Genomic DNA, 508 nt, shown 5'->3' on the forward strand with positions numbered 1-508 from the left:
CCCACAGCACCTGTCGGATCTGGCGGACGTGTGCGCGGACTACGGGATCCCCATCGAAGCAGGCCCCGGGAAGCACGGCACCACGCAGGCTTACTTCCTGTACGTGTTCGAGCCCGGCGGAAACCGCGTGGAGCTGTTCGGGGACACGGGGTACCTGATCTTCGACCCCACGTGGAAGACCGTGGTGTGGGACGTCTCCAACGAAAGCGACCTGGAGCGTAGCACCATCTGGTTCGGCGGCCGTCTTCCGGAGACCTTCTACACCTACGGTAGCCCGCCCGTGGAGGCGTGAGCGTGGGGAGGGGGTACCCCCTCCCCATCTCCGCTTACGGGTAGGTCCCGAGGGTCAGGAGCGCGTCCCTGACCCGCTGGATGGTCCGGACGAGGGCCGCGGTGCGCGGATCCACGTGGGTCGCCCGCCACCTCCACCACCCGATGGAAGCTGCGCACCAGCATCCGCTCCAACCGCCCGTGGATCTCCGCTTCATCCCAAAAAACGACTGCAGGT

General features: G+C 66.7%; 2 protein-coding genes. One reads left to right on the forward strand and one right to left on the reverse strand.

What is annotated here, in order from left to right:
- Nucleotides 1–292 (forward strand): VOC family protein (locus tag N0A24_12335; protein MCS7174122.1); only part of this gene is annotated, 292 nt, incomplete at its 5' end.
- A 34-nt stretch (nucleotides 293–326) separates the two neighbouring features.
- Here the strand turns inward: N0A24_12335 and N0A24_12340 are convergent.
- On the reverse strand, nucleotides 327–508 hold a 182-nt coding region (locus N0A24_12340; GenBank protein ID MCS7174123.1), incomplete at its 5' end, for a hypothetical protein.

It is taken from the genome of Armatimonadota bacterium, from assembly GCA_025059775.1.
Lineage (GTDB): Bacteria > Sysuimicrobiota > Sysuimicrobiia > Sysuimicrobiales > Sysuimicrobiaceae > Sysuimicrobium.